The organism is Ruminococcus sp. N15.MGS-57, assembly GCF_000980385.1.
Lineage (GTDB): Bacteria > Bacillota > Clostridia > Oscillospirales > Ruminococcaceae > Hominimerdicola > Hominimerdicola aceti.
Map to the genome: position 1 here is coordinate 1 of NZ_LARF01000008.1, position 19,856 is coordinate 19,856.

Annotated in this window: 16 protein-coding genes, 3 tRNA genes, 1 riboswitch and 1 other annotated feature; of the genes, 14 read left to right on the top strand and 5 right to left on the bottom strand. The window is 44.2% G+C overall.

The window, feature by feature from the left end; genetic code table 11:
* Positions 1-66: 66 nt before the first annotated feature.
* The 4 genes from WS40_RS02580 to tyrS all read right to left on the bottom strand — a co-directional run bounded on the left by WS40_RS02580 (position 67) and on the right by tyrS (position 4,958).
* Positions 67-2,016, bottom strand: coding sequence for a carbohydrate-binding domain-containing protein (locus WS40_RS02580; protein WP_046439946.1), 1,950 nt, complete (start codon positions 2,014-2,016; stop codon positions 67-69).
* 97 nt (positions 2,017-2,113) lie between these two features.
* Positions 2,114-2,818, bottom strand: coding sequence for a DUF4956 domain-containing protein (locus WS40_RS02585; protein WP_325208375.1), 705 nt, complete (start codon positions 2,816-2,818; stop codon positions 2,114-2,116).
* Positions 2,811-3,539, bottom strand: coding sequence for a polyphosphate polymerase domain-containing protein (locus WS40_RS02590; RefSeq protein ID WP_046439948.1), 729 nt, complete (start codon positions 3,537-3,539; stop codon positions 2,811-2,813). The genes WS40_RS02585 and WS40_RS02590 overlap by 8 nt, the downstream gene beginning before the upstream one ends.
* Positions 3,540-3,740: 201 nt before the next feature.
* Positions 3,741-4,958 carry a tyrosine--tRNA ligase gene (gene tyrS, locus WS40_RS02595; RefSeq protein WP_022287434.1) on the bottom strand — a complete coding sequence of 406 codons (1,218 nt, stop codon included), beginning with the start codon at positions 4,956-4,958 and terminating at the stop codon, positions 3,741-3,743.
* 64 nt (positions 4,959-5,022) lie between these two features.
* Positions 5,023-5,261, bottom strand: a binding site (T-box leader).
* A 349-nt stretch (positions 5,262-5,610) separates the two neighbouring features.
* On the opposite strand from tyrS, the gene WS40_RS02605 reads away from it, so the two are divergent.
* From WS40_RS02605 to WS40_RS02645, 9 genes are all read left to right on the top strand, one after another.
* The gene (locus tag WS40_RS02605) at positions 5,611-7,350 is read left to right on the top strand and encodes an ABC transporter ATP-binding protein (RefSeq protein ID WP_046439952.1); all 1,740 of its coding nucleotides are present in this window, start codon (positions 5,611-5,613) and stop codon (positions 7,348-7,350) included.
* Positions 7,343-9,109, top strand: coding sequence for an ABC transporter ATP-binding protein (locus tag WS40_RS02610; protein ID WP_046439954.1), 1,767 nt, complete (start codon positions 7,343-7,345; stop codon positions 9,107-9,109). The genes WS40_RS02605 and WS40_RS02610 overlap by 8 nt, the downstream gene beginning before the upstream one ends.
* Positions 9,110-9,343: 234 nt before the next feature.
* The gene (locus WS40_RS02615; RefSeq protein ID WP_046439956.1) at positions 9,344-10,243 is read left to right on the top strand and encodes a DUF5685 family protein; all 900 of its coding nucleotides are present in this window, start codon (positions 9,344-9,346) and stop codon (positions 10,241-10,243) included.
* Entirely contained in the window at positions 10,240-10,863 is a 624-nt protein-coding gene (locus tag WS40_RS02620; RefSeq protein WP_022287430.1) for a J domain-containing protein, read from the top strand. The genes WS40_RS02615 and WS40_RS02620 overlap by 4 nt, the downstream gene beginning before the upstream one ends.
* A 6-nt stretch (positions 10,864-10,869) precedes the next feature.
* On the top strand, positions 10,870-11,412 hold the full coding sequence (locus tag WS40_RS02625; RefSeq protein ID WP_046439958.1) for a hypothetical protein: 543 nt from the start codon (positions 10,870-10,872) through the stop codon (positions 11,410-11,412).
* A 13-nt stretch (positions 11,413-11,425) separates the two neighbouring features.
* Positions 11,426-12,166, top strand: a complete 741-nt coding sequence (locus tag WS40_RS02630) for a TVP38/TMEM64 family protein (protein WP_046439960.1) — start codon at positions 11,426-11,428, stop codon at positions 12,164-12,166.
* Positions 12,167-12,305: 139 nt separating this feature from the next.
* A tRNA-Gly gene (locus WS40_RS02635) sits at positions 12,306-12,379 on the top strand.
* 49 nt (positions 12,380-12,428) lie between these two features.
* Positions 12,429-12,505, top strand: a tRNA-Arg gene (locus tag WS40_RS02640).
* 54 nt (positions 12,506-12,559) lie between these two features.
* Positions 12,560-12,637: transfer RNA gene (locus WS40_RS02645), tRNA-His, on the top strand.
* Between the two features lie 195 nt (positions 12,638-12,832).
* Here WS40_RS02645 and WS40_RS02650 read toward each other — a convergent pair.
* Positions 12,833-13,996 carry a leucine-rich repeat domain-containing protein gene (locus tag WS40_RS02650; protein ID WP_046439962.1) on the bottom strand — a complete coding sequence of 388 codons (1,164 nt, stop codon included), beginning with the start codon at positions 13,994-13,996 and terminating at the stop codon, positions 12,833-12,835.
* 648 nt (positions 13,997-14,644) lie between these two features.
* On the opposite strand from WS40_RS02650, the gene WS40_RS11310 reads away from it, so the two are divergent.
* The 5 genes from WS40_RS11310 (at position 14,645) to thiM (ending at position 19,773) form a co-directional block, all read left to right on the top strand.
* Entirely contained in the window at positions 14,645-15,634 is a 990-nt protein-coding gene (locus tag WS40_RS11310) for a C40 family peptidase (protein WP_325208376.1), read from the top strand.
* A gap of 197 nt (positions 15,635-15,831) precedes the next feature.
* A riboswitch (TPP riboswitch) is annotated at positions 15,832-15,937 on the top strand.
* A gap of 61 nt (positions 15,938-15,998) precedes the next feature.
* Positions 15,999-16,802, top strand: coding sequence for a bifunctional hydroxymethylpyrimidine kinase/phosphomethylpyrimidine kinase (gene thiD, locus WS40_RS02660; RefSeq protein WP_046439964.1), 804 nt, complete (start codon positions 15,999-16,001; stop codon positions 16,800-16,802).
* Positions 16,799-18,112 carry a phosphomethylpyrimidine synthase ThiC gene (gene thiC / locus WS40_RS02665; protein ID WP_046439966.1) on the top strand — a complete coding sequence of 438 codons (1,314 nt, stop codon included), beginning with the start codon at positions 16,799-16,801 and terminating at the stop codon, positions 18,110-18,112. Before thiD ends, thiC begins: the two co-directional genes overlap by 4 nt.
* 321 nt (positions 18,113-18,433) lie before the next feature.
* Entirely contained in the window at positions 18,434-18,955 is a 522-nt protein-coding gene (gene thiW / locus WS40_RS02670; protein ID WP_046439968.1) for an energy coupling factor transporter S component ThiW, read from the top strand.
* Positions 18,955-19,773, top strand: coding sequence for a hydroxyethylthiazole kinase (gene thiM, locus WS40_RS02675; protein WP_022287422.1), 819 nt, complete (start codon positions 18,955-18,957; stop codon positions 19,771-19,773). Before thiW ends, thiM begins: the two co-directional genes overlap by 1 nt.
* The last annotated feature ends 83 nt before the right edge of the window (positions 19,774-19,856 follow it).

Genomic DNA, 19,856 nt, shown 5'->3' on the forward strand with positions numbered 1-19,856 from the left:
GCTTTTTGGCAAGATCGCAGCCTTTTTTCTTGGGGACTTTTTTTACAGCCCCTTTTTTCGTTCATATCAGAAACCACGTCCTCCGCCATGACCTCTGCCAAAGCTCATTCCCGTGGAATTAGAAGTAACAATGCCGTCAATAGTCACGGATTCCGACTGCGACCCTGCCGTAATGGTGTAGGTTTCGCCTTCCTTCAGGTCAGTGCTTGTGAATACAACGCTCTGCCAAGTCTTTATTGGGGTAAAGCTTAAGATCTCCTTGTCGTCACTGTCAGTGATAGTCAGTTTTTCGTTTGCTGAAACTGTCGAACCAAGATCGTGCAGAACACTGTATTGTGTGGAGTTGTCACCGAAGCCTTCTTCCATTCCAACTGCACCACAGGCGATGAGCGTTCCCCCTGTTACAGTTGCAGTGCCGTTGTAGTCAAGTGCACCGTTGCCACCGTTAGTAGGTCCGCAAACGCAAACTGTACCGCCTGCCATTGTGAAGTTGCCATTTGAGTCAAGTCCGTCGCCGTCAGCGTCAACGGTTACAGTTCCTCCGTTGATGTTAAGTTCAACACCGTCCTGTGACGAGAATTGGTCAGCACCCATTCTGTCTGTTGATCTAGTGTCGCTTCCGCCTGCGCAGTTTATTCCGTCATCGCTTGCTACCACTGATATGGTGCCACCGTCTATTGTCACGATAGATCCCTCGATGCCCTCGTAGCTCTTTGTGATGTCTACAGTGCCGTCGGATATGGTCAGATTTCCGTCAGCGTGCATTCCGTTGTCACCAGACGCCACAGAAATGTTTCCCCCTGTTATAACAATGTTTCCGTTGCTGTGTACTGAATCGTCTGCCGAATCTATCTTGAACTCGCCGCCGCTTATGTTCACCTCGTTGCCTGCCTTTAAAGCCTTTGCAGATGTTGAAGTGCTGTCCGTTGTATCTGTGCTGTCGCTGTCTGTAGTAGTGTTGGCCGTAGTCTCGATAGTCAGTCCCGTGTCGTCAGCCGTAGGCATTGCAGGCGGATCTCCACCCATACCGTTTCCGTTATCGTCAGGTCTGCCCATTCCGTTCGGACCACCACCACCGTTGCTCATGTTGTTCTGCCAATTTCTGTTTGGTGTACCGTCAGACTTCATAGAAGCGTTTGCACTTCCACCTCCTGTGGTGATGTCAAAGCTTCCGTTCTCGATAGAAAGCACAGTTTCCGCCTCGAATGCGTCATTGTTTGCGACTACTGTGAAGCTTCCCCCTGTCACGCTTATAAAGCCTTTGTCAGAAGCCTCTGCGTTAGTGGATTTTATGCCGTTCGTGCCTGCGGAAATGTTGAATGTTCCGCCAGATATCTTAACGCTGTCCTTGCCCTCCATAGCGGTTGAAGCCGAGGTCACATTGATATTGCCGTCAGTGATAACAAGATCGTCCTTTGAAACTATGCCGTGCTTGTAGTTCGCATTCACAGTAAGTGTACCGCTGCCGTTTATAGTAAGGTCGGCTTTGGAGAAAATAGCACCGTCTGTGTTGCTGTCATCTTCTCCTAAAGAGTAGCTTGCACTGTCCGTCAAAACGTTCTCTATGCCGTCCTCCAGCACGATATAAACTTTTTTAGCTTTGCTCACAAGCAGGGGAGCGTTGTCAGCACAAGTTATGTCAACTCCATTGAAAATAAGCTTTATTTCAGACGTCTTGTCCGCTGAAACGATTATCCTGCCGTTGGTCGCCGTGCCTGAAAGAATGTAAGTGCCTGCCTGCGAAATGGTAACAGTTTCCCCTTCTGAGGTCGCACCCTCACCGTCTATAGCCGCACTGCCATCAGCAAATCTGATCCCTACTGAGCTTTCCTCGTCATATCCAACGTCAATATCCTCTGCCGCAATGCTTGCGTCAATGTCAGACTTTGCCGCCTGAGAAACACTGCTTGTGGTCTGTGAAGAATTTGCACTCTCTGAACAGCCTGAAAAAGCAGTTACCGTGATAAAAAGCGCCGCCGTGATAGCTGCCAGCTTTTTAGTGTCCGAAATTTTCATGAAAATACCCCCTTGTATGGTAAAAAAGGTTGAAAAAAACCGCACAAGACCGCTTTAGCCTTGTGCGGTTTTGCTTATGGATACTTTTGTTATTTTGTCAGAATGATTGTTCCTCAATGTCTGCTGCCACTGCACACATTATCTCAAGGTTGCCGTTTCTGCATCTAAGTTCGTCAATAAGCTGCTTTTCGTTAGCATCACCCTTTAGCTCAATGCGGTATTTCAGCTTGAAAAGACTTCCCATATTTGTGGTCTTTACCGAAACAAGCTCACATTCTGAAAGATACTTTTCAAATATATCGTCAAATACCTCAGTGTAATCAAGGCTTTCAGGGATAGTGATACTAAGATCCTTGTGACCCGACTTCTTTTTGCCAATAGGCAGAAGCGTGTAAATAATGTTCAGCAGGCTCACGCACACAGCAAGCATAAGAGCCAACGCAAGGTGGTTCGTGCCCGTCGCAAGACCGACAGCCATTGAAAGGAATATAGCGCATATGTCCATGGCACTTCCCGGTACAGAACGGAATCTTACCAAGCTGAATGCACTCATAACAGCCACACCGGTACCGATGTTTCCGTTTACAAGCATTATCACTACCTGTACTATCACAGGCAGCAAAGCAAGCGTCATCATAAAGCTCTTAGTTTTTTTCTGCCTAAAGTTGAATGCAAACGCTATTATAAGACCAAACACCAACGAAGCCGCAGTGCAGAAAACAAATTCGTTTGTAGTTATCGCCGCCACGGTCGTTTCAGTGGTGGTCACAGTAGTAGCCGCAAGAGTAGTTGAATTAAGCACAGCTTATCACCTTACCTTTATGTATTTTTTCAGAAAATTCATTAAGATACGCAGTTCCGTATTTTGAGAATGACGCAGGATATATCTCCAGTTCATCAAGTATAGCCGATAACCAAAGTGGCATAGCGTTCGGTATCTTTATCTCCATTACCCTCATGCCAGCAGGCAGAAGCTCTTTGCCCCAAATGCCATTGTCAAGCTCCTTTTGCTCCTCACGGTAAAGAATGTGCGTGTCAAAGGTCAGCCTGAGGGACGGGTCTTCTGCACCGCAGTAAGCAAGCCTGTCATAGCTAAGATACATTGCAGGAGCAATGCCCTCATAGAATTTGAGAAAATATTTCAGCTCGTTCTCTATCTGTGGATTATCATGAGGTACATCTTTGCCTGCAAAGAAATCACGGGTCTGTGCAAGGGTCATTTCAATACGTCTCTTGTAGACCACACCCTTGTATTTCTTTTTAAGCTCCACAAAGACCATGTCTTCATCATTAGGTACGCCGTAGCTCCTCACTCTCAGCTTTTCCTTGTAAACAGGCTTTTCAATGGAGTTTCTCACAAGCTGATGACTTGGTGTGTCATAATATATGTTGCAGATAGTGCTTTTGTAATATCTGTCTTTGACAAAATGCCCATCGAGCTTTTTTATAAGCTTTTCATAAGTCGGTTCATCAACGATATATTTTTTCTCTATCCGTCTGAACACTTCCTGATTGCCATTCATATCCACGCCTCTTTTCGTGATTTTTTCGTATGTTTCGTGTAAACTTTCCTTTGATTAAAAGTATATATGAATAACTTTAAATATAGCTAAACCTTATATGTATTTTGTGTGAATGTTTATGAATATTGCAAAATACCTTATATTTATATACAAAAAAACGGGTGAACTTCTGTCCACCCGTGGAAATTATTTTGTACTATATTATTCCGCAATAGCCTTGTGGAAGATCTTCTTACCCTTTTTGATAACAACAGGCTCAGAGAGATCAACAAGACCCTTAGGGTCAGTGAACTTCTCACCATTCACCGCAATGCCGTTCTGTGTAACAAGACGTCTAGCCTCGCCATTTGAAGGGCAAAGTCCGCACTTAACAAGAAGCGTAAGAATACCTATCTTGCCGTCAGTAAGATCAGCCGCCGCAATAGTCGTGCTAGGCATATCGTCGCTGTTTCCACCGCCTGCAAAAATAGCCTTTGCCGCAGCGTCAGCCTTGTCAGCCTCCTCCTTGCCGTGAACAAGCTTTGTCAGCTCGTAAGCCAAAAGCTCCTTAGCCTTGTTGTATTCAGCACCCTCCATGTGTTTCTCCATTTCCTCTATCTCCTCGATAGGAACGAATGTGAGCATCTTCAGGCACTTGATAACATCAGCGTCGCCAACGTTTCTCCAATACTGATAGAACTCGTATGGAGAAGTCTTTTCAGGGTCGAGCCATACAGCACCCTTTTCTGTCTTGCCCATTTTCTTGCCCTCAGAGTTGAGCAGGAGAGTGATAGTCATTGCGTAAGCGTCCTTGCCAAGCTTCTTTCTGATAAGCTCAGTACCGCCCAGCATATTAGCCCACTGATCGTCACCGCCGAACTGCATATTACAGCCGTAATCCTGGAAAAGTCTGTAGAAATCGTAGGACTGCATTATCATGTAGTTGAACTCAAGGAAAGTCAGTCCTCTTTCCATTCTCTGCTTGTAGCACTCGAATGTAAGCATCTTGTTTACAGAGAAGCAAGCACCAACGTCACGAAGTACATCAACATAATTAAGGTCGAGAAGCCAATCGCCATTGTTTACAATAATAGCCTTGTCATCAGAAAAATCAATGAAGTGTGACATCTGCTTTTTGAAACATTCAACATTGTGGTTGATAGTTTCCTTTGTCATCATTTTTCTCATATCTGTTTTGCCTGACGGGTCGCCTATCATAGCCGTACCGCCTCCGATAAGAACGATAGGCTTATTGCCTGCCATTTGCAAACGCTTCATAAGGCAAAGCGCCATAAAGTGACCAACGTGGAGTGAATCAGCGGTCGGGTCAAAGCCGATGTAGAAAGTTGCCTTACCAGCGTTGATAAGCTCCTTTATTTCCTCCTCATCAGTAAGCTGAGCGAGAAGACCTCTTCTTTTCAGTTCTTCAAATACTGTCATTTTTCATACCTCCGTATTATTTTTTTGCGGTACATAAATAAAAAATCCCCTGACAGAATATCTGTCAGAGGACGAATTATCGTGGTACCACCTCAGTTTATCGGGGAAACTCCCGACCTTACAGGCTCAGCAGAAAGCGAAGCCATAGCACTGTAACGTGTGCAAAACGTTTCGCCTTACGCAAAAGCTTTCTCAGCGAACAGCTCAGGAATGTATTCACACTTTGTAGAAATGCTTTCTCGCACCGACCGAAAGCTCTCTGAAATTTCGCAAAAGGCTACTTATTTCCGTCATAGCATTTAAACCTATTGATATGACTATAGCACACTTTCACCCTTTTGTCAACCCCCTTTTTGTTAGAAGTGAGGAGTGAGGAATGAGGAGTGAGGAATGAGAAGTGAGGAGTGAGGAATGAGGAATGAAGGTATCGCCTGCGGCGATGATTATTGTAGGGGACGACGCCCTCGGCGTCCCGCTCGGAGGTGCGAGGCTTGAATCATCACAAACTATGCCGATGTATAAAGACGGGCAAACTTTTTACCCCTGCATTATCCCCCGCTTTTTTAAAGAATTAACTTATTCGTCTACAAATGTACAAAAACATATGATATAATAAAATTTATATGATTTTATTTAGTTGGGAGAAAGAAAAATGCTGAAGCTTTTTAGGTATCTGAAAAACTATAAAAAAGAAAGCATAATCGGTCCGCTGTTTAAGCTTATCGAAGCCTGCTTCGAGCTTGCAGTGCCACTCGTTATGGCTAATATCATCGACGTGGGTATAAAAAATCAAGATAAGCCCTATATCTATAAAATGGGTGGCGTGCTTGTCCTCCTCGCCTTCTGTGGTCTGGCTTGTGCGCTGACTGCTCAGTATTTCGCCGCAAAAGCGTCCCTAGGCTTTGGAACAGCCCTCCGACGTGACCTTTTCAAGCATATCAATTCACTGTCCTATGCGGAAATAGACAGCGTTGGAAGTCATACCCTCGTCACAAGAATGACAGCGGATATCAATACCGCTCAGCAGGGTGTGAATATCCTCCTTCGTCTGTTTCTTCGTTCGCCTTTTATCGTTTTAGGCTCAATCATAATGGCATTCTCTATCTCAGTGAAGCTTACCCTTATCTTCCTGATAATCGCACCTTGCCTTGCCTATGTCATCTACCTTATAATGCACATCACTATCCCGCAGTATAAGAATATCCAGAAAAAGCTGGATAAAACTAACCTTATGACAAGCGAAACTCTCACAGGCGCAAGAGTTATCAGAGCCTTTTCCCGTCAGAAAGACGAGGAGAAAGAGTTCGCTGATAATACAGAAGAACTTAGACGCCAGCAGATTATCGCAGGAAGAATTTCCGCCCTTATGAACCCTGCCACATATGTCATCGTAAACTTTGCAATAATGGCTATCATATGGTTCGGCGGCAAAACGGTTTATACAGGCTTTATCTCACAGGGCGAAGTGATAGCCCTTGTAAACTATATGAACCAGATACTCTTAGCACTCCTTGCTATGGCGATACTTGTTACAAATATCACCAAAATGCAGGCTTCCGCTATCAGAATAAATGACGTTTTCGATGTGGAGCCAAGTGTATCCGATAAGGATAATAAGCCTGTCGCAACTGACGGTAATGCCCCATGCGTAGAGTTTAGGAACTGTTTCTTCTCGTACGCATCAGCAGAAGCCGACTCCCTTTCGGGTATAAGCTTCAAAGCCATGAAAGGCGAAACTATCGGTATAATCGGTGGTACAGGCTCGGGTAAAACCTCTCTTATCAACCTTATACCAAGATTTTATGACGTCCGTCAGGGCGAAGTCCTCGTTGACGGCGTTGACGTAAAAGAGTACCCATTCTCACAGCTCAGAGGCATGATAGGCATTGTTCCTCAGAAAGCTGTACTTTTCAAAGGAACAATAAGACACAATATGCAGTGGCGTGATAAAAACGCCACGGACGAGGATATCTGGAACGCTCTTGATATCGCTCAGGCAAAAGACTTTGTAGAGAAAAAGCCTGATAAGCTTGACGAAATGATCTTGCAGGAGGGCAAAAACCTCTCAGGCGGTCAGCGTCAAAGACTTACCATTGCAAGAGCATTGGTTGGTGATCCTGAGATACTCATTCTCGATGACTCTGCCTCTGCCCTCGACCTTGCCACAGATGCAAGACTAAGAAAAGCTATCCACGAAAAAACAAGCGGCATGACCGTTTTCATAGTTTCACAGAGAATCTCATCTATAAAAAGTGCCGATAAGATAATCGTTCTTGACGATGGCAAAATAGCAGGTATCGGCACTCATTCAGAGCTTTATAACGGCTGCGAGGTATATAAAGAAATATGCCTTTCACAGCTTTCAGAAAAGGAGGCGCAGGCAAATGGCTAAGCAAAGCACAAAAAACAAGCTTGATACCTCAGCTCTCAGACCGCTTCTAAGATACGCAAAACCGCATATGTGGCTGTTCATACTGTCCATGGTCTTTGCGGTCATAACCGTTGCCACCACACTTTATGCTCCTATCCTCGTCGGCAACGCTGTTGACCTTATCATAGCCAAGGGACTTGTAGATTTTGACGGAATTATCAATATCATCATCAAGCTTGGCGTAATAGTCACCGTAACAGGCATTGCCCAGTGGCTTATGTCACTTTGTACAAATAAGATAACCTATTGCGTGGTAAGAGATATCCGAAACGATGCTTTCGCAAAGCTCCAAAAGCTACCCCTTTCTTATATCGACTCCCACCCTCACGGTGATATAATCAGCCGTATAATCTCCGACTTGGAGCAGGTGTCAGACGGACTTCTCATGGGCTTTTCACAGCTTTTCACAGGCGTATGTACAATTTTTGGTACACTTGGCTTCATGCTCTCTATCAACGTGAAAATAACTCTTATCGTGGTTATCCTCACTCCGCTTTCCCTATTTGTCGCAAGATTTATTGCCAAGAACACATTCAAGCTTTTCCACCAGCAATCAGTTGCAAGAGGCGATATGACCAGCCTTGTTGAGGAAATGACAGGCAATCAGAAGGTAGTAACAGCATTCGGCTATCAGGAAGAAGCTGAGGAGCAGTTTGAAGAAGTGAACCTGAAACTCCAGAAAGTTGGACTTAACGCCACATTCTTCTCCTCACTCACCAACCCATGCACACGTTTTGTAAACAACCTCGTCTACATGGCTGTCGGTATCGTGGGCGCACTCTCTGTAATAAAAGGCGTGGGCTTCACAGTTGGTAACCTTAGCTGTTTCCTCACCTATGCGAACCAGTATACAAAGCCTTTCAATGAAATATCAGGCGTTATCACCGAGCTTCAAAGTGCATTCGCTTCTGCAAAGCGTGTCTTTGAGGTCATAGACGAAACAGAGGAGATACCTGACAGCTCTAACGCTACTGTCCTTACCTCCGTTGACGGCACATTGGACGTTGACAACGTGTCATTTAGCTATGTGCCTGATGTGAAGCTTATCGAGAATTTTAACCTCCATGTAAAGAGCGGTCAGCGTACAGCTATCGTAGGACCAACAGGCTGCGGCAAGACCACCATGATAAACCTCCTTATGAGGTTCTATGATACCGACAGCGGCGAGATACGCATAAGCGGCGAGCCTATAAAGGATTGTACCCGTGACTCCATGAGAAGTATGTACGGCATGGTCTTGCAGGAAACTTGGCTGAAAACAGGCACCATAAGAGAGAACCTCTGCTATGGCAAACCTGACGCCACCGAGGAAGAAATGATAGCCGCCGCCAAGTCAGCCCATTGTCACGGCTTTATAAAGCGTTTGCCAAAGGGCTATGATACCGTTATTTCAGACAGCTACAGCACTATCTCCGCAGGACAGAAACAGCTTCTCTGTATCGCACGAGTAATGCTCTCGCTGCCGCCAATGCTCATTCTGGACGAAGCTACATCGTCTATAGATACCCGTACGGAGATATTGGTACAGCGTGCCTTTGAGAAAATGATGCAGGGCAGAACGAGCTTTATAATCGCCCATAGACTTTCTACTATCAAGAACGCAGATACTATCATAGTAATGGATTCGGGACACATAGTAGAGCAGGGAAGTCATGATGAGCTTATGGCAAAGAACGGCTTCTATGCTGATCTCTATAACTCACAGTTTGCTGTGACCTGATCCCAGCGTTTGTTTATAAAAAAACTGATGTAGGGGCGGCCTTTGGTCGCCCTTTTGTATTTTGCACTATTTTTTATCCCGTCTGTCTTTTCGATCCCTCCATTACCCCACCCTTATTTTTATCATAAAAATTATTGACTTTTATCTTAAAATTGTTGTATAATGTTATATATTTCACGGGATATACACAATCGTGTTTTATAATGTATAGTAACGAAAATCTAAGGAGTGCCTATGTTCGGATATGTCCGCCCTTTCAAACCATATATGCGAATGTTTGAATATGATATCTATAAAGCTGTCTATTGCGGACTTTGCAAGGATATGGGCAGGCGCTATGGCTTTGTGACACGCTTTACCCTTAGCTACGATTTCGCATTTCTCTCCCTTATGGATCTCTCTGTGAGGGGAGTGAAGCTTGACGCAGAAAAGCAACGCTGTATCGCACACCCTCTTAAAAAGACCATGTGCGCAAAGTGTACCTGCAATCTTAAATATACGTCCTCAGCCGCCGTGATACTCACATATCATAAGCTTCGTGACGATATAGCCGATAAAGGGCTAAAAGGCAAGCTTGCCGCATTTGCACTTCTGCCTTTTTTCAAAAAGCCCTATAAGAAAGCGGCTCGCCTTTATCCGGATCTTGCCCCTGCCGTTGAAAACGCAATGGAATTGCAAAATAAAATAGAGCGTGAAAAAACAGCAGGCATAGACCTTGCCTGCGAGCCTACCGCACTTATGATGCAAGCCGTTGCAGGAAATCTTTGCACCAGGCAGGACGAACGCCGACCGCTCCTTGAACGATTCGGCTACCTCCTCGGCAGATTTATCTATATCTGCGATGCTCTTGACGACCTGCCCGATGACCACGAGAGTGAAAGCTACAATCCGCTCCTTGCAAAATTTCCACCCACCGAGGGCATAAATGCGGACTATCTCAAAAAAGTTCACGCCTTTTGTGATGACAGCATAAACTTCACCCTGGGCGAAATGGCAGATATCTATGTGAAGCTCGATCTTAAAAGATATCGTGATATACTTGATAATATCGTGTATCTTGGACTTAAAAATGTCTATACTCAAATAAGAAGCGGAAAATTCCGCAATAACAGGAAAGGAAATAACGATCAATGATCTCCAAAGACCCTTATAAAATTTTAGGCGTATCCCCAACAGCTTCAGACGCTGAAATAAAATCAGCTTATAAAGAGCTTGTGAAAAAATATCACCCCGACCAGTATCAGGATAACCCCCTAGCTGACGTAGCTGAGGAGAAAATGTCCGAGATAAATGCCGCCTACGATCAGATCATGACTTCAAGACGTGGGGGAGGATACCAGTCCGCGGAAAGCGGCTATGACGGCTATGCCTCTTCGCAGGGCTTTGACTCAGGCTATATCAGAAGCCTTATCCAAAGCGGAAGCTATACTCAGGCAGATCAGATACTTGATAATGTGTCCTCCTCGGAAAGAAATGCCGAGTGGTATTTCCTTAAAGGCACTATCTGCCACCGCAGAGGCTGGCTCAATGAGGCTTATAACAACTTCACAAGAGCCGTTCAGCTCGACCCAAATAACATGGAGTACCAAAGCGTGTTAGCCCAGATGAACAGACAGCGAAGCGGCTATATGAGCGGCAACCCAACTCAGGGCTACCAAGCAGGTGGCATGAGCGGACCTGACTGCTGTTCCTCCCTTTGCTGTGCAGACTGCTGCTGTGAAATGATGGGCGGCGACCTTATACCGTGCTGCTAAAGACCCATGAGAAATAAAATAGCTTTTCGAGTGGCACTTGGCGGCATATGCTCTGCTGTCTGCCTGCTTTTGATGTTTTCAAGCAGCTTTTTGCCCATGCTCGATTATACTATCCCTACCTTTGCCGGCTTCATGATGGTTGTGATGATAGTGGAGGTGGATAAAAACTGGGCGATAGCCACCTATTGCGCAGTGAGCCTGCTGAGCATCTTTGTCACCCCAAATTATGAAGCGACCCTGCTTTTCATATTGTTCATGGGGTATTATCCAATACTTAAATATTATCTCGACCAAAAGAAAAACCGCCTGTTGGTGTGGGCAATAAAGCTTGCAGTGTTCAATGTGGCGATAGTCATATTCTTTTTGGCTTTTCAGTATATCTTTACTTCGGTGGATATGCTCGAGGGCATGGAGATGTTTGGCAAGTATGCCGTGCTTGTTCTGTGGGCGGCGGCAAACCTGTTTTTCTTTATCTATGACTATGCCCTCACACAGTTGACAGATATGTACATAAATTGGTTTAGGAAAAAAATACTCAGAAGAAAATGACGGTGACGTTTTTATGAACGAAGAACAAGAGAAAGAAATATTAAACGAGGCGAAAATACAAACTGCAAGGCACAAGAAAAAAATACAGATAATAAGCCTTGTTGCAATAATAGCGGTCATAGCAATGGCTACAGTGGCGTGTATACCTCTTATAAAAGCGCTTCACAGCAAGGCAGGCATTGCAGCCTTGGAGCGTAAGCTTGATAACTACAGTGGCATTGTGGGAGTGCTTATCTTTACTTTCATACAAGCTCTTCAAGTGGTCATAGCGGTCATACCGCCTATACAAGTGGTGGGTGGAGTGCTGTTCGGCTGGTTCTGGGGTGGATTGCTATCATTCTTAGGTACGCTCCTTGGCACAATGGCAATATTCGTGCTTGTGAAAAAATTTGGCAGACCGATAGTGGAAGCCTTTGTTGACGAGAAACAGCTAAAAAAATTCAAATTCCTGCAAAATGAGAAAAAGATAACCGTTATCCTTATAATCCTCTATCTCATACCGGGAATACCCAAGGACGTTATCTCATATATCGTCCCCCTGACTCCCATAAGCAAGAAGGATTTTTTCTATTATGTCATGCCATGCAGACTTCCAGCAATAATGCTCTCCACGATTTTGGGGAGCAATGTAAAAAGCGGCAACTTCACAGTTGTACTTGTGGTGCTTGGAGTAGCTCTAGTAGCAGGTATCGTTGGCTTTTTGTTCAAAGATGTTATAGTGAATAAAATGAAACAACATAAGAAGAACAAATAAGTAAAATTGCACAAAGTTGAGTTTAGATGAAAAAAATATAAAAAAGTGCTTGACAAAAGGCTCTTGTAGTGGTATAATAAATATCGTTGATTGAGCGGTAAGCTTGAAAGACCACCAAAAACGCCTGGTCAGGCAGTATGCGGGTGTAGTTCAGTGGTAGAACTCCAGCCTTCCAAGCTGGTCATGTGGGTTCGATTCCCATCACCCGCTCCAATATATCTTAAACTTTTATCCGAGTTTGAGATATCAATGAGTACAGTATGCGTCATTAGCTCAGTTGGATAGAGCAACCGCCTTCTAAGCGGTAGGTCACTGGTTCGAATCCAGTATGGCGTACCATTAAACTCGTTCCAGATGAAAATCTGCTGCGAGTATTTTCTTCTAATATGTATGGTGGGTATAGCGTAGCTGGCCTAACGCGTCAGTTTGTGGCACTGAAGACCGTGAGTTCGAATCTCACTACCCACCCCACTGAATACGTTCTGCATTATGCAGAGCGTATTTTTTTTTTGTTTACATATCGTAGGGCGACCTTTGGTCGCTCGTTTTTTATGTACCTACGACAATGACCTATATCCTACCGACTTGAAATATATCCCACCTGCAAATAGACAGAAAAAGGACGGCAACTTAAAAGCTGCCGCCCCGATCCAGAGGTTATATATTTTATAAAGCGAAATTTTTGTTGTAAACAGCCTCGGCTATCCTGAATGTTTCGTCATCAAGTGCAGGAACAGCGTCAGCAGTAATCAAGGCGGCACCTCTCTCAAAAGCGTCCTCCGCAATGCCATCGGCACCATGCTGAATAACAACGCTTCGTAACTCAGAGCAATCCACGAAAGCCTTTGCGCCAAGCTTCTTTACAGATGATGGGATAACAACTTCTCTCAAAGCATTACAGCCACGGAAAGCCTCGCTTCCAACATAAGCGATCTTGCCTGATATTCTCACCGTCTTAACTACAGTATTCTGAGCAAACGCTCTCTTGCCTATCCTGCTAACGGAATCAGGAAGATAAACGCTCTCGAGCTTCTCACAAAGTGCAAATGCACACTCGCCTATCTTTCTTACAGATCCTGCGAACTCAACCTTTTTCAGAGCAGAGCAGCCGAAGAATGCGTAGTCGCCAACAACCTCGATCCCAAATGGTATAGAGATCGCTTCCAGACCTGAGCAGAATGTGAAAGCATTCTCTGCGATCTCGATCATTGTTGACGGTATCTCAAGCTCTCTCAGAGAAATGCAGTTCTGGAAAGCTCCGTTTCCTATGGAAACTATATTTTCATTAAGATAAATTTCTTTCATTGAAGAGCAGAAACCGAATGCAGACTCACCGATCTCTCTTACGCTCTCAGGCAGGTCAGCTCTCTCCAAACTGTCGCAATTGTAGAATGTGAAAGGCAGTATCATTTCAACACCATCAGGTATAGTCGCAAATCTCAGAGATTCACAACCGCAGAATGCCATCTCACCAATAAACCTTACGCTCTCAGGTATAGTCACATTCACCAGTGAACAGCATTTGTAAAATGCCTTTCTTCCGATGATAACAACGTCCTTTGAGATAACAGCACATTTAAGGTCGTAAAGATGTGCGAAAGCACCGCCTGCAACAGCTATGACCTTTTTGCCGCGAAGCTCAAAAGGAAGCTCCAGCACTTCGATATGGCTGTCACCGCAGTATCCAGTGATAATACACATATCGTCAGCCGTAACATATTTAAAACAGCCCGAGATCTTCTCGCTGCTGATACTGCTGCTTGCAGTTACACCAACGCTCTCAAGTGCTTTTTTGAAACCATTGTCGCCCATAAAATTAATGCTTTTCATCAGCGTGACCTCCATTATACCCACTATAAATATATACCTCGTAACTGAACTTAAACGTTTTCTGTATTTTCTAATGAAATTATACTACAGTATACTATGTTTGTCAATGGTATTCGCAATATTTTATTTATAAAAAATTAATTTTCAGAACTTTTTCACTGATTGTGAACGGCTTTTTTGTCACTTTTCACAATTAATTTACGCAAAATAATTTTAGTTTTCACATATCGTTCTCAATCTATGAGAACACTGTAATTTTATGGTAGCAAACGTTTTCGCAAATGACGCAAAAGACTAATACCAATTTATAGAATTCGCTTGATTAAATCGACCAAACCATAAGATGATGTATTTCTTATATTTGTAAGATTGTCATAAATTATGTTTATATAATATTAATAAAGAATGATATACCGTTCATGATAATGCAAGAAAGCACCAGTAACTGCATTAAAATAGGAGATTAACATACTAATAATAAGCAAAAATGTATAATACTATCATAAAGGTTTACAAAATAGAAACTTAATTATTACAGATTGTAATAATTTATGGCGTATAATAATATAAATGAAATCGTATAAGTACATAAATACAAAAACTGGAAAGGACTGATCCGTTATCAACATAATAAGAAAAATAACAGCAGTGATAATTTCATCAGTTATAATGATAAGCTTTGTGGCATTTGCACCGCAGGAATCCACTAAGACTTATGTGAATGTTATAACAGCTTCTGCCGCTGACTCGATGACAAAACCTGTTTTGATAAAAAGACAAGCGTATTCAAACAAAATAGAAGCAGGAGTAAAAAATCTCGCCACCTTTTCATCAAAGACTACATTTGAGGTCTATGTAAACGGACGCTATGTAAGAAAATATACATGGCAGGCACTTAAAAAGGATAACTATATAAATATAACCGATGACGGCAAGCTTTATCTTAAAGCTTCCACAAAATATAAAGTCACCGTCAAAGCGGTAAACGGCAGTGCCAAGTCAGAGTCATCGGTCCTCAACGTAAAGACGGCAGCAAAAACATACTATCATATAGATAAAAACGTTCAGCTTTATAGCTTTAAAAACGGTAAGTTCAAGAAATCCTCAAATACAAAAGCCTCTGTGGCTGTGTCGGGTACTCTCACTACCGATAAAAATAAGCGTGTGGCAGGTCAGAGCAAGAATATCGGCGGAGCAGATTATGTCCTTATCAATGAAGGTGATCATAAGGGTAAGTACGTCAAGGTAGGAAAAGGTGTGAGGCGTACACCTGAGAGAAAAGCAAGAATAAAAACAGCCGTTGATTATGCCGCAAGCATGAACGGCGGAAGATATGTCTGGGGCGGAACAAAGTATAAGGCAACGGACTGCTGTGGATTGACAATGCAAGCCTATAGAAAAGCCGGTGTGAATATGTATAACAGCGTATATTCGCAGGCGAAAATGGGAAAAGCAGTGTCTTTGAAGAATATAGAAGCAGGCGACCTGATAATCTGTAATAACTATGGCCATGTAGCAATGTATATAGGCGGTGGGAAAATAGTCCATGCCATGAGTACATATTATGGGATCAGAATACAGCCTCTTGCAAATATCAAGTATTGCGGAAAGATAAACACTATCAGGAGAATACTGTAAAGCAAAGCAATCTTGCGGCATAACAAACTGTCGAATAACTGTATCGGCAAATTTTCAAATGTAAATGTAGGGGCTGGCGCCCTCGACAGCCCGATTTTGTTTGCTCGATAATACTTGCGATATCTGCACAATTTTTCCTTGACAATCTCGCTGACCAGTGTTATAATAAAAAAGCAGAAAAACTGCGAAAAATCGAATAAAGTTTGCAGGGGGACCCAGGCAAAAAGCTGGGTTGAGAAGGTAAAACCTGACCCTTTGAACCTGTTGGTCAAGACCAGTGTAGGAAGCAAGTTTTGTGTAAATTTACCTCCTGCATGGTCAGGAGGTTTTTTGTTTCCCCTTTTCCATAAGAAAGGAATAAAGTATGTTAAAATGTTTGTCAGTGGCAGGCTCGGATTGCTCCGGTGGCGCAGGTATACAAGCCGACCTTAAAGCCTTCAGCGCTAATGAAACTTTCGGCATGAGCGTTATTACCTCTGTCGTCGCTGAAAATACTACCCGTGTGCTGTCTGTTTTCAACGTACCCGTTGAGGAGATACAAAAACAGATAGACGCTGTGTTTGAGGATATCCACGTCGATGCCGTAAAACTCGGTATGCTCCCAACTGCCGAAATTATTTCAGCAGTTGCGGATAAGCTTAATGAGTATAAACCAAGTATTATCGTCTGCGATCCCGTCATGGTCGCTACAAGCGGCGACGCTCTCTCTGAGGGCGGAACTGTTTCCACCATGAGGGAAAAGCTCTTTCCTATAGTTACGCTCCTTACACCGAATATCCCCGAAGCCGAAGCTATCTCAGGCTTGGAGATAAAGAATGAAAACCATATGGAAAAAGCCGCAAGGATAATAATGGATATGGGCGTAAAAAACGTCCTCGTCAAAGGCGGTCATCTCACTGGCGACGCTGTGGATTATCTCTGTACCCCAGAGGGCGTTCATAAGCTTGCCTGCAAGCGTGTTGATTCGCCTAATACCCATGGCACTGGCTGTACTTTGTCATCTGCCATAACTGCAAACCTTGCCCACGGTATGGATATGCTCTCCGCTGTAACAAAGGCGAAAAACTATATCACCGAGGCAATAGAAAAATCATTCACAGTGGGCAAAGGACATAGCCCCGTTAATCACTTTTATGACTATTACGATTTGAAAGGAACTGTTCTATGAGAAATTATAAAACTCAAATGGAAGCCGCTAAAAAGGGTATCGTTACCCCTGAAATGGAAACAGTGGCTAAGAAAGAAAATATGGACGTAAACGAGCTTATGGCTCTTGTTGCAGCAGGTCAGGTGGCGATCCCTGCTAATGTGAACCATACTGCTCTCTCTGCCGAGGGTATCGGTAAAGGTCTTAAAACTAAGATAAACGTAAATCTCGGTATCTCAGGTGACGCTAAGAATTATGACATTGAGATGCAGAAAGTGGATATGGCTATCAAGTTCGGCGCTGAAGCTATCATGGATCTGTCAAACTACGGTAAGACCAATACTTTCAGAAAAGAGCTAGTAGCAAAGTCGCCTGCCATGATAGGCACTGTTCCTATGTATGACGCTATCGGCTACCTCGATAAAGACCTCCTTGAGATATCCGCTCAGGACTTTCTTAAGGTAGTAAAAGCCCATGCAGAAGAGGGCGTTGACTTTATGACTATCCACGCAGGTATCAACAGACGTGCAATCGAAGCTTTCAGACGTGAGGGAAGAAAAATGAATATCGTTTCCCGTGGCGGTTCACTGCTCTTCGCATGGATGATGATGACAGGCAACGAGAACCCATTCTTTGAGTATTATGACGAGGTGCTTGAAATACTCAGAGAGTATGACGTTACTATCTCACTTGGCGACGCACTCCGTCCGGGATGTCTTGCAGACGCTTCCGACGCTGCTCAGATCTCCGAGCTTGTCGAGCTTGGCAACCTCACAAAGAGAGCGTGGGAAAAGGACGTTCAGGTAATGGTAGAGGGTCCGGGTCATATGGCAATGAACGAGATCGCCGCAAATATGATAATGGAAAAGAAGATATGCCACGGTGCACCTTTCTATGTCCTTGGACCTCTGGTAACAGATATCGCCCCTGGCTATGACCATATCACATCAGCTATCGGCGGAGCTATCGCCGCAGCAAGCGGTGCAGACTTCCTCTGCTATGTTACCCCTGCCGAGCATCTCAGACTTCCTGACGTTGACGACGTTAAGGAGGGCATAATCGCCAGCAAGATAGCAGCCCATGCTGCAGATATCGCAAAGGGCGTAAAGGGTGCAAGAGATATCGACGATAAAATGGCAGCGGCACGTCACAAAATGGATTGGGACGAAATGTTCGAGATAGCACTTGACGGTGAAAAGGCAAGAAGATTCTTTGAGCAGACCCCACCTGCCGACAGACATACCTGCTCCATGTGCGGCAAGATGTGTGCCGTTAGAACAACAAACATGATACTCGAGGGCAAAGAAGTGAAATTCTGCTCAGAGAAGTAGAAAACTCGATGTAGGGGCGAACAGCGTTCGCCCGCATGATATAAAAATTGAATGTCAGCTCGACAATTGTACGAAAAATCGGACAATTACATGAGAGCAGATATAAAAAGAATGTAATGTGCAAGAGGAGCGTCTTGCGAACTTTTTCATAAAAAGTATTCAGCGAGGGAACCCGTGTTTCGGGGTGAGAGGGTGCAATGGAGCACCGACCGAAAATAATTTACGTCAGATCGTGAGCGGATAGCATAGCCACGGTCTGTGCGCCGCTGGATAACTTGCTCTTTTTCGTTCGGCGGTGCGATACGATATGGAGGAATAAAAATGAAAAAGACAAACATTCACAAATTGGTATTCGCAGCAGTATTGGTAGCCCTTGCAGTGGTAGGCTCGCTTGTTTCGTTCCCTATCGGCGCTTCAAAGTGCGCACCTGTTCAGCACCTTGTAAACATAATCGGTGCAGTTTTCCTTGGACCTGCATGGGCAGTGGGCGTTGGCTTCACAGCCGCACTTCTCAGAAATCTTCTGGGACTTGGCTCTCTCCTTGCGTTCCCAGGCTCAATGGTTGGCGCATTCGTTGCAGGTATGCTCTATAAGTACATAAAGAAGCTCCCTGCCGCTTATGTTGGCGAGCTTTTCGGCACATCAGTCCTCGGTGGACTTCTTGCATACCCTGTTGCAAGATTTCTCGTTGGCGCACCAGCCGCAGCAATAACAGTTTATATCCTGCCTTTCTTTGTAAGCTGTGCAGGCGGTACAGTTCTTGCTATCGTTATCGTTACAGCTCTTAAAAAGGCAAAAGTATTTGATAATTTTCTTGGCTTCTCAAAGGAGGTAAGAGCATAATGGGCTCTATAATTGAAAGCTGTGCGAAAGCAGCAGACAAGGTAAGAGATATATGCCCTTTGGTGCATTGTATCACAAATTATGTTACTGTAAATGACGTTGCAAACTGCATTCTCGCCATTGGCGCTTCACCTATCATGGCAGACGATATTGCAGAAGCAGCAGATATAACTTCTATCTCAAAGGCTCTCGTTATAAACATGGGTACTCTCAATGCAAGAACGGTCGAGTCAATGGTAGCCGCCGGAAAGAAAGCCAACGAGCTTGGCGTTCCTGTGGTTTTTGACCCGGTTGGAGCAGGCGCATCAAATTTCAGAAATGAAACTGCAAAGCGTATACTTGAAAATGTGGAAATAAGCATACTCAGAGGAAATCTTTCTGAAATGTCATATCTTGCAGGACTAGAAGTTTCCACAAAGGGTGTTGACACCTCGGAAGCTGACGAGAAAAACGACCCTGTTTCCGTTGCGAAAAAAACAGCCGCAAAGTATAACTGCGTTGCAGCTATCACAGGTGCGGTGGATACTATAACAGACGGAAAAAGAGTCGCAAGGATATCAAACGGTCACCCATATCTTTCAAAGGTAACAGGCACAGGCTGTATGACAACAGGACTTGTAGGCTCATTCGCAGGTGCTTGCGACGATATGTATACCGCCGCTGTAACAGGCATTGCAAGCATGGGCATAGCAGGCGAGTTCGCATATGAAAATGCTGGAGAGATAGGCTCAGGAAGCTTCCATATTTCTATCATTGACGCAATCAGCAAAATGAATAGTCAGGTATTTGCGGCTAAGGCTAAGATAGAAGAAGTTTAGTATTGCAATATTTCAAATCTAGTGGTATCATATCAATGTGATGCCACTAAATTTTATGTGGTGATGTTGCTTGCAGGGGCGAA